General features: G+C 39.4%; 7 protein-coding genes. All 7 read left to right on the top strand.

Going from position 1 to position 10,120, the window contains the following annotated elements; genetic code table 11:
• Positions 1 to 587 precede the first annotated feature (587 nt).
• Positions 588 to 3,935 carry a SusC/RagA family TonB-linked outer membrane protein gene (locus HMPREF9078_RS02095; protein ID WP_009419076.1) on the top strand — a complete coding sequence of 1,116 codons (3,348 nt, stop codon included), beginning with the start codon at positions 588 to 590 and terminating at the stop codon, positions 3,933 to 3,935.
• A gap of 13 nt (positions 3,936 to 3,948) precedes the next feature.
• Positions 3,949 to 5,442, top strand: coding sequence for a RagB/SusD family nutrient uptake outer membrane protein (locus HMPREF9078_RS02090; RefSeq protein ID WP_009419075.1), 1,494 nt, complete (start codon positions 3,949 to 3,951; stop codon positions 5,440 to 5,442).
• A gap of 25 nt (positions 5,443 to 5,467) precedes the next feature.
• A complete protein-coding gene (locus HMPREF9078_RS02085; protein WP_009419074.1) occupies positions 5,468 to 6,310 on the top strand; it encodes a putative zinc-binding metallopeptidase in 843 nt (280 codons plus the stop codon).
• A gap of 13 nt (positions 6,311 to 6,323) precedes the next feature.
• A complete protein-coding gene (locus HMPREF9078_RS02080) occupies positions 6,324 to 7,661 on the top strand; it encodes a DUF4302 domain-containing protein (RefSeq protein ID WP_009419073.1) in 1,338 nt (445 codons plus the stop codon).
• 64 nt (positions 7,662 to 7,725) lie between these two features.
• Complete coding sequence (locus HMPREF9078_RS12270; protein WP_009419072.1) at positions 7,726 to 7,857, top strand: hypothetical protein; 132 nt, start codon at positions 7,726 to 7,728, stop codon at positions 7,855 to 7,857.
• Positions 7,858 to 7,868: 11 nt separating this feature from the next.
• Complete coding sequence (locus HMPREF9078_RS02075; protein ID WP_009419071.1) at positions 7,869 to 9,197, top strand: DUF4302 domain-containing protein; 1,329 nt, start codon at positions 7,869 to 7,871, stop codon at positions 9,195 to 9,197.
• A gap of 88 nt (positions 9,198 to 9,285) precedes the next feature.
• Positions 9,286 to 9,900 carry an outer membrane beta-barrel protein gene (locus HMPREF9078_RS02070; protein WP_009419070.1) on the top strand — a complete coding sequence of 205 codons (615 nt, stop codon included), beginning with the start codon at positions 9,286 to 9,288 and terminating at the stop codon, positions 9,898 to 9,900.
• Positions 9,901 to 10,120 lie beyond the last annotated feature (220 nt).

Here is a 10,120-nt window from a genome sequence, read left to right as displayed (position 1 = left end):
TATTTTTCGTTTTCCTCCGATAACTCAAACCAGTTCTATTTGTCCGACAAGTCACACCTATTAAAAACCTTTTTTTATCACTACCCTTTTGCTAATTTCCTCATTTCCTAATTTTCTAATTCTCTAATTTCCTAACTTTCTCCCGCCCATGCAGTTCACACCTAATTTACTAATTACTCAAACTCTCATTAGCCTAAAAACACTTCAATTTCAATAAAAGAATAATACTCTAAAATGTTAAATAAAGTTAAATTTCACAGAAAGTTACAGTCTAATAAATAGCGCTTAAAAGCGAATTATAAGCCTCTATATATTTGAAAATAAGTGTTTTGCAAAGCAATATGTGAAAAACTGAAAAAAACGCAATGTTTTTGGCGATTCTCTGAAAATATTGCAAAGAATTCAGCAAAATGATGAAAAAAATAGGGTATTTTCAAGAAATGCACTTGTTTTATTCAAAAAATAGTATTAGGAAATTATACACATTTGGTTATTTAACATAGAAAAAAATTACCCATAAAATTTGCTTTTATAATTTTTTTTTCTGAACCTTTGCAAAATTAATTGAACGAAATAATATAATAGCGATGAAAGAAAAATTGATGTATGCACTGTTATGCACTGTGCTGTTCTTTGGTGTTGCCTTTGCCCAAGAACGCACCGTAACAGGGGTAGTAAAAGATGAAGCAGGCACTCCACTACCCGGTGCCTCAGTACTGGTAAAAGGTACTTCTCACGGGGTCGCCACCGATTTCGATGGTAAATACTCCATTAAAGTACCCAATGACAGCGCCGTATTAGTCTTTTCTCAGCTGGGGAGCGCCTCAGTAGAGAAAGTAGTAGGTACTGCCAAAGTGATTAACGTTGTCCTTAAAGAGAACGTAACTGAACTTAAAGGAGTAGTCGTTACTGGTTACCAAGAGTTTGACCGTTCTAAATTTACGGGTAATGCTCAAACCCTCAAAGCCGACAATATCAAAATGGACGGCGTAGTCGATGTAGGTCGTATGATCGAAGGTCGTGCGGCAGGGGTAAACGTGCAGAACATCTCTGGCACTTTTGGTACCTCACCTAAAATTACCATTCGCGGGGGCTCATCAATCTTCGGCGACACCAAACCGCTATGGGTGGTCGATGGTGCCGTACAAGAAGAGGTAGTAAACCTCAGCTTCGAGCAACTCGCTTCGGGTGATGCTTCTACCCTCGTAAGCTCTGCTATATCAGGGATCAATGCCAACGATATCGAGAGCATCGAAATCCTCAAAGACGCCTCAGCTCTTTCTCTCTATGGAGCACGTGCTCTGAACGGTGCCGTGATTATCACTACCAAAAGTGGTAAGAAAAACGTAAAAACTCAGATAAACTACCAGTTGGAGCAATCCGTTCGTATGATTCCTAACTACAATCAGTACGATATTATGAACTCTCAAGAGTCAATGGGTATCTACCGCGAATTGGAACAAAAAGGCTACTTTTCTCTTTCTTCATATACCCAAGCGCGTTACGGTGGGGCTTATAATATAATGTATCGCGCTATTGATACGTATGATCCTGCTACCGGTCGCTATGGCTTAGAAAATACCGAAGCCGCTCGCATCGCCTTCTTGCGCAAATATGAATATGCTAATACCGATTGGTTTAAAACGCTCTTCCGTCCGTCGCTCACTCAAAACCATACGGTGAGCCTTTCAGGAGGGGGTGAAAACGCTACTGTATATGGTTCTGTGGGATTTTTTGTAGATCCCGGTTGGACGATTGCCGATCGCGTACACCGCGTAACCGGCAACCTCAAAACAACTTATAACCTTTCACAAAACGTGAAAGTGGGAATCCTTACTCAAGGCTCTATCCGTACCCAAAGAGCTCCTGGTACTTTCAACCGTTCTGCTAATACCGTGAGCGGTGGTTACGACCGTGATTTCGATATCAACCCTTTTAGCTATGCGCTAAACACCACACGCGCCTTGCGCCCTTATGGCGACGATGGACGTAGTTATGAGTACTACAGCTTCAACTATGCTCCTATGAATATCCTCAACGAGCTCAACAATAACTATATGGATTTGAACGTGCTTGAGTATAAAATTCAAGGTGATTTAGAAATAAAATTAGCCAAAGGTCTTAAATACAACTTCCTCGGTTCTGTTCGTCACGTAAAGAGCTCGAACGAACATTCTATGAAAGAAAACTCTAACGTAGTAGGAGCTTATCGCGCCAATCGCACTACCGTGATTGCTAAAGCGAACCCTTTCTTGTTTAAAGACCCTGAAAATCCCGACAGAATCCCACAAATAGTATTGCCTAACGGAGGTATTTATAAGCTTACTGAAAACAACCTCCAAAGTTACTATTTCCGCAACGCTTTAGAGTACAAAGGTTTGTTTAAAGATGTACACGATGTGAAAGTATTCTTAGGACAAGAGTATCGCCATACCGACCGTGATAATCAAACTTTCACTGGCTATGGTTATCAGTTTGCACGTGGAGGCACCGCCTTTACCGATTATCGCGCTATCCAAAAAGCAATTCAAGATAACTCACCTTATTTCGAAAAAGGGTTTACTAAAGAACGCGGTATTGCTTTCTTCTTGCAAGGTACTTATAGTTACCAACAACGCTATGTGTTTGCAGGAACACTCAATTATGAAGGTTCTAACCAATTAGGTAGAAGTCGAAGCGCTCGCTGGTTACCTACTTGGAATGCCAGTGTGCGCTGGAACGCTACTAACGAGAAATTCCTCGAAGATAATAGCACCATCTCTAACCTCGCTTTCCGCCTTAGCTACGGACTTATCGCTGGTTTAGGTTCAGCTAGCAACGCCTTGGCTATCTTTAAAAACCAAGTGGCTAACCGATACAACCTCAATGATAGAGAAAACACTATCTATATCGACGAACTCCAAAACTCCCAACTTACTTGGGAAAAAGTATATGAAACCAACTTCGGGGTGGAACTCGGTTTGTTTAAAAACCGTGTGAATCTTTCTATGGACTTGTACCAAAAGAACTCTAAAGACCTGATTGACTACGTGCGTACCTCAGGGATAGGAGGACAATTGTTGAAATTGGCAAACAATGCAGCTATGACTACCAAAGGTATTGAGCTTGCTTTGGATACTAAAAACATCAAAACCGATGATTTTAGTTGGAATACCGGTATCAATTTTGCCTATTTTAACCAAGAAATTACATCACTTACCTACCGCCCTAATGTTTATAACTTAGTGCGAGAAGTAGGAGGAAATGTAGTGGGAGGCGCTCGCAACACCTTGTACTCTTTTGATTTCAAAGGATTGAACGACAAAGGGCTACCTTTATTCAACTTGCTTAATGGTAGTACCGATTATAGCAAAATAGATTTCCAACAAATTGACAATATCTTGAGTTACCTCAAAAAAGAAGGTCCTGTAGAGCCTAATATCACTGCAGGTCTTTCTAATACTTTCCGTTATAAAAATTGGGAACTCTCTGCCCTTATCACTGCTCAGGCAGGAAATAAAATTCGCAAGCCCGATCAGTATGACTCAAACTATAACGATCTTAGTGTATTTCCTAAAGAAATGAGAAACCGCTGGATCAATCCAGGTGATGAAAAGATAACCAACATTCCTAGTATTCCAGATAGAAGAACTGTATATGAGGTAGGTTCTAACACCTTACGCCGCGTGTACAACGCTTACAACTACTCTACTGAACGTGTAGTAGATGGTTCGTTTGTTCGTATGAAAAACATCTCTCTTTCCTATGCTTTCCCTAAAGAAGTGCTTGAACAATTGAAAGTGAGCAATCTTACCTTGCGCTTGCAAGCGGCTAACCCATTCCTTATCTATTCTGATAAGAATCTCAATGGTCAAGACCCTGAGTTCTTCCGTTCTGGTGGGGTAGCCTATCCAGTAACTGCTCAATATACCTTTACAATCAATCTTGGAATCTAAAAATCGTAAGTAAATGAAAAAGAATATATATATACCTATAGTAGCATTTGTTTTGGGACTCTCCCTTAGCAGCTGCGATAAGTTCCTCGACGAGGTACCCGATAAACGTACAGAGCTCGATTCGCCCGAAAAAATACAAGAACTCTTGGCGACAGCCTATCCTGATGCCTTGTATGCGGAATTTTGTGAAGCAATGAGTGATAATGCAGGTGATAAAACCAGACTCTCAGCAACCTCTGATCTCAATACCCAAATGTATTCTTGGGAAACTAACACCCAAAACAATACAAGAGATACTCCTCCTTACTATTTCTATGCAGCCTATCGCGCCATTGCGGCTGCTAACTATGCTTTAGAAGCTGCTAACGATCTCAAAGGAGGTAGTGAACTCAATTATCTCAAAGGGGAAGCCTTAGTAGTCCGTGCTTATGCACACTTTATGTTAGGAATTTTCTGGTGCAAACCCTATAACCCTGCTACTGCAGCTTCCGATTTAGGCTTGCCTTATGCTTCTAAAGCTGAAAGAAAAGTGTTCGAAATCTACCGTCGTGTGTCATTGAAAGATTATTACGATGCGATTGAAAAAGATTTGACAGAAGGTTTACCTCTTATTGACAACAGTAAGTATAGCAAACCTAAATTCCATTTCACTAAAGAAGCTGCTCACGCTTTTGCTTCGCGCTTCTACTTGATAAAAGGTGAATGGGATAAGGTAATAGCCCACGCCAATGAAGCTCTTGGTAGTAATCCTGAAAGCAAACTCCGTGATGTAAAAGGACAACGTTCCCGCACTTACGCACAACAACAACTGTTGTACGCTAGTTCCGATGAGCCTGCTAATGCTTTGATTATAGGTGCTTCTTCTGTATATGGAAGATATTTTGATAGTCACAAATATGGGCTTACATTAGAAAAATCTGAAGAAGTATTAGGCAACAACAAACATCCGCTAAACGGTTTCCGCGCCACTTGGGCTTATCCTCTTTACGGAAATGACGATTACCGCAATTTCCCTAAATACGAGGAGTATTTCAAATATACTAATATCTCTGCAGGAAATGGATACCCTTACGATATGGCGGTGCTTATCTCTTATGATGAGGTATTCCTCAACCGTTTAGAAGCCTACTTGATGAAAGGTGAGAAAACAAAATTCCTTACCGATTTAGTACTCTTCTTAAAAAAGAAAACAATGCAAGAAATCCCAGATTCTTTTGTGTTGAGTGAAGCAGATATGAATACCATTTATCAAAACAAAGGTACTGAGTTTGACCCTGTTTATACCCTTTCTACCCAACAACGCGAATGGTTACAAGCGGTAACCGATATAAGAAGAGCTGCTTTTCTATTTGAAGGCATACGTTGGATAGACAACAAACGCCTCGGGATGAAAGTTGTACACGTAAAAGCTGGTCAAACTATGGAACTTACTAAAGATGACCCACGCCGCGAACTACAAATCCCTGAAGATGCTGTTTCTAACGGCATTACCGCAAACCCAAGATAATTGTTAATCTTTAATAGCTAATGATATGAAAAAAATATATATCGCCGCAGTGTTAGCACTATCGTTGGCTGCCTGCAACAACAAAGAAAACCTTAGTTCTGAAAGTGTATTAAAACCCAGAACAACAGCTAAAACGGCATTGGATACCTATATCTACAACAATTTCCAGCAACCGTACAACATTATGGTAACTTACAACTATATCGATGCCGATTTTGAAATGGGTAAATACTTTTACCCTCCTACTGAAGCTAAAGTACAACCAATGCTCGAAATCGTAAAAAAAGTGTGGATTGACTCCTATACACAAGTAGCAGGACAAAACTTTATCAAAAGTGTTGCCCCTCGTCAAATCTCCCTTATCGGGGGGTATAACGTAAACCCCAGTGGTACGATTACTCTTGGGTTCGCCGATAGCGGTATGAAAATCACCCTTTTCAATGTCGATCAGCTTGATGTGACCCAACACGAAGCTACTCGCCAATATTTTCATACCATTCAGCACGAGTATTGCCATATCATCAATCAGAGAAAACCTTACTCCGAGGAGTATGGCAAAATCACCCCTTCTGGCTATACTTCAAACTGGTACAACGTAAAATTAGTCGATGCGAATAACGCAGGCTTTATCACCCCATATTCTATGCTCAATGATATAGAAGATTTTGCCGAGATGACCTCTGGTATGCTCAGTATGAGCAAAACCGCTTGGGATGCTAAAGTAAATGCTATTAGTGATGAAAAAGGGAGAGCCTTTATTCGCAAAAAAGAAGCTTTCGTAGTAGAGTACTTCAAAAGTGAATGGAATATTGATATTTACCAGCTACAAGAAGTAGTAGAAAACCAAATGCTATCTGTATTACAATAAAATCTAAAATACGATGAAAAAGTTATTATATTTATCCTTTATTGCTTTGGCACTTTTTGCTTGCCGAAAAAATGAACCCGATGACCTCTTCGGAGGCAAAACCCCTGAGCAACGCTTTGAGCAAAGCCAAGCTGAATTGCGCCAAGAACTCACATCTCCTCAGCAAGGTTGGAAGTTCGTATATCATACCAATGAAAATTTCGGGAATTTTGTCTTCTTGATGAAGTTTACCCCCGAAGGTTTTGTGTCTATGGCTTCTGATGTAACCTTACCAGGTACACCTAAAAGTAGTAAATACGAAATTAAATGGGGGCAAGGCACTTTACTTTCTTTCACAACCAAAAACTATCTCCACGAACTCTCCGATGCAAAGAAAGGAATACCAGGAGCAGGTTTTGCAGGTGATTTTGAGTTTGTATACTTCGGTAAAGAAGGTAATAAACTCAAGTTTAGAACCCAGCGTAAAAAAACCGAACAATTTGTGTATTTCGAGCCCGCTACCGCACAAGATTGGGCGGATATCGAAACGCTTTCTAAAAATATAAACACTCTTGAAGAAAATAGTGATAAGTACTATTTTAAAGTGGAGAATAATGGCGTAACTACTTACTACAATATGGAGTATGATAGCAGAAACATACTTCTTACTCCTCTTTCTGACCCTAATACCACTTTACGAGCAACTGTTTCATCCAGTAAAGCAGGTATTACTTTTAACCCTGCTCTCACTTTACAAGGCAAGACCTTTACAGAATTAGTATTCGATAACAGCACTACTTCTCCTACTTACAAAGCAACCGTAGATGGTGTAACCGCTGAAGCCTTTTTCTCTCAGTTTCCTCCTGATGAATTTGTTAGTGATGATTATAAGGATATTCCTGAAAAATATAATGCTTTTGTAATTCTCCCCGCTAATCTAAAAAGCAACTCTTATATGTCAAGTGATTTTTACAATAATCTGTTAAACTTTGATAACGGCAAAGATTTCCAAATTTTTAGAATGGACTTCGATAATAATGGCACTTGCGAAATTCAAATAGCATATCAGTTTACTGCAAATACTAATTCGTGGGTATTTCTTACTTGCAAATATGAGTTAAAAAATAAGCGTTTATATTTAACAGACGCTGGAAGCTTGCAAACTACAAACACTGCTGTTTGGGAAAGAGCTGAAAATACAGCTATTTTTGCCCAAGCTAGAAAAGCTGTTACAAGAATAGTAGAACTTGGTGCAGAAGGATTCTATGTAAAAAAAGTATCTGATAATTATTCAGGATATCCTCTGTATACTTTAGAAAGTAAAAATAATCCTACTTATACAGCTCCTTTCCTTGCACTTAAAAGAAAATAAAAAAACAACTTTGCCAAAGTGTGAAACTTTGGCAAAGTTGTTTAATCTCTAAATTCTAACCCAAATGTACAAATTTATCCTTATAGTATCCGTACTCCTGCTCATTACCCATATTTTCTATGAGCCCTCAGTATTAGGCATTACTGCCCTATTACTGCTTATTGCGCTATCTATTTGGAAAATAAAACATCCATAAATAAACACCTTATGAAAAAGTTTACCCTACTCTTGCTCGCTATGAGCCTCTCGTTCTGCTCTAAGAACGACGATAACACTCCTGAGCCCGACCCTATTGCTCCAACACAAAACCCTGCCTTGATGAAAGAACTTACTGCTTCTTCGGAAGGATGGAAACTTACTTATATCTCTGCTGACGACTCTTTTGGAGGCTATCAGTTCCTAATGAAGTTCGACACTCAAGGAAAAGTATCTATGCTCTCCGATCTTAGTGGCACTGTTACTCCCACTATCAGTAGCTATAGCACCCAAGAAGAGGCACGTGGTTTGGTGCTCAGTTTTATAGGGCAGAATCAAATCCATCTGTTAGCCGATGCCTTACAAGGCGAAATAGGCTATGCCCATACGGGAAAGGTCTATCAGTTTTTGTACACAGGTAAAGATGGTAACAAACTTAAATTCCAGAATCTACTTGTAAAAGGCAATTCTTTTATTTACTTTGAGCCTGCTACCTCTGCCGATTGGACACGTACCCCTGCTTTGTACAAAAATATCTCTCCAATTGCTGAAAATGCAACTCATTATTTTCTAAAAGTAAGCACCGCTACGGGCACTCCTACTACTTACCCTATTCAGTTTACCAATAGAGTGTTAGCGCTGAAAGATACCCAAAGTAAAGTAGCTGTTTTAGCAACTGAAAAAGGCGTTGCTTTCAATCGCTCTTTCACTTTAGGAGGACAACCTTTCACCGAGTTGGAACGTGTTGCAGGTAGTATGCCTCCGGTGTATAAGGCAACGGTAAATGGGGTTACTGCCGAACTTTTCTATTCCTCAGTACCTCCTAATTTCTTTGACAACGACGATTATAAAGATGTCAATACCACCATTGAAGGGTTTGCTCTTATAAGCCAAGCTTTCAAAAATAATGAGTATATGACTGAAGCATTCTATGAAGATGTTTTAAAAGTCAACGCCTCTACTGATCTCTTTTTGCTCAGAATAATGTTTGAAGGTACTGATGATTGTAATATTCAAATAGGACATATATTCCCTGAAAAAGGATTTTCTATACTCCAAATTAGTTGCAAGTACGAACTTAAAAACAAGCGTTTATACTTCAAAGACAGCGATAAAAACTTAAGTACTGTTGCTCCTGACATTTGGGGAGATGAGAAAAATAAAGCTATTTTAGAACAAGCGCAACGCGCCTTAGGAAGCGTCTACGATCTTGGAGCACAAGGTTTCTATATCAAAAAATTAAATATAAAAGTTCAACCTCAAGAAGATAACCCCGTATACCTATTGCAAAGCTACGAATTTCCTTTATATGCTTTCCCTATTTGGGGAATACCTAAATAAGGGGTTAGTGATTAGTTGTTGGACGGAGTTAGACAGATAGAATAATTCTGACTTTAAATCTTTGAAAGCCTAAAAAACTAAATATAAAATGAAAAAGTTATTATTATCCCTGTTATTATGCGCTACTGTTAGCGCTTTTAGCCAAGAAAAAGGAACCGCTAAAGATAGTATTCCCTATTCTAAATGGTCATTCATACCCTCTGCCGGTATAGGTTTTGCCGAAATGATAAGCAACGATTTTCAAACTTTCGGGATTTTTGAACACGGTCATTTACAAATACACTATTATCCCGAAAGAAACTTCCGTTTGGAAACAGGATTAGGAGTATCTCATTTTTCACAAGGAAACTTTAAAGAGAGTGAAAAAGAATACTCTCTGCTAAGGGTAGCCACCCTTGAAGTACCTGTGAGATTAGAAGTGCTTACTCCTGTAAATAACAATGTTTATCTCCTTACAGGTGGGGGATTACAGTTCAACGCTCCTATATGGCATCAGTTTAAAACCCAAGACGTAAACTACCAAAGCTCCACAGGAGGTACTCTCAACCTCTCTCTTCACCTCCTCGCTGGGATAGAAATCTACGCTACCGATAAAACCATACTCTCTATTTATGGAGAATACGGAGGCTCTTTTTGGCAAAAAGGAAACTATGTAACTCGCCATCAAGCTACTATTAATGTTGGTTACACTTATATATTCTGAAAAACGTCAGTTCTCACAGGTGCGAGCCACACGGGCAGGAGAAAATTAGCAAATGGGTAGTGATAAAAAAGGTTTTTTGACAGGTCTGACTTGTCGGACAAATAGGACTGGTCAGGACTTTCGGAAGTAAACGGAAAGGTTCGGAAGGGTGTGTTGAGGTGAAAGGTGCAAAATAAGGAGTAAGATGGGTGTGCTTAGCTTATAGAGAGCTTATAGGAAG

Source organism: Capnocytophaga sp. oral taxon 380 str. F0488 (assembly GCF_000318255.2).
GTDB classification, from domain to species: Bacteria; Bacteroidota; Bacteroidia; order Flavobacteriales; family Flavobacteriaceae; genus Capnocytophaga; species Capnocytophaga ochracea.
The sequence above is the reverse complement of the archived record's forward strand: the minus strand, read 5'-3'. Positions and strand labels throughout refer to the sequence as shown.

Coding starts and splice junctions, on each gene's coding strand:
- HMPREF9078_RS02095 (WP_009419076.1), top strand. CDS start 588: ATGAAAGAAAAATTGATGTATGCACTGTTATGCACTGTGCTGTTCTTT.
- HMPREF9078_RS02090 (WP_009419075.1), top strand. CDS start 3,949: ATGAAAAAGAATATATATATACCTATAGTAGCATTTGTTTTGGGACTC.
- HMPREF9078_RS02085 (WP_009419074.1), top strand. CDS start 5,468: ATGAAAAAAATATATATCGCCGCAGTGTTAGCACTATCGTTGGCTGCC.
- HMPREF9078_RS02080 (WP_009419073.1), top strand. CDS start 6,324: ATGAAAAAGTTATTATATTTATCCTTTATTGCTTTGGCACTTTTTGCT.
- HMPREF9078_RS12270 (WP_009419072.1), top strand. CDS start 7,726: ATGTACAAATTTATCCTTATAGTATCCGTACTCCTGCTCATTACCCAT.
- HMPREF9078_RS02075 (WP_009419071.1), top strand. CDS start 7,869: ATGAAAAAGTTTACCCTACTCTTGCTCGCTATGAGCCTCTCGTTCTGC.
- HMPREF9078_RS02070 (WP_009419070.1), top strand. CDS start 9,286: ATGAAAAAGTTATTATTATCCCTGTTATTATGCGCTACTGTTAGCGCT.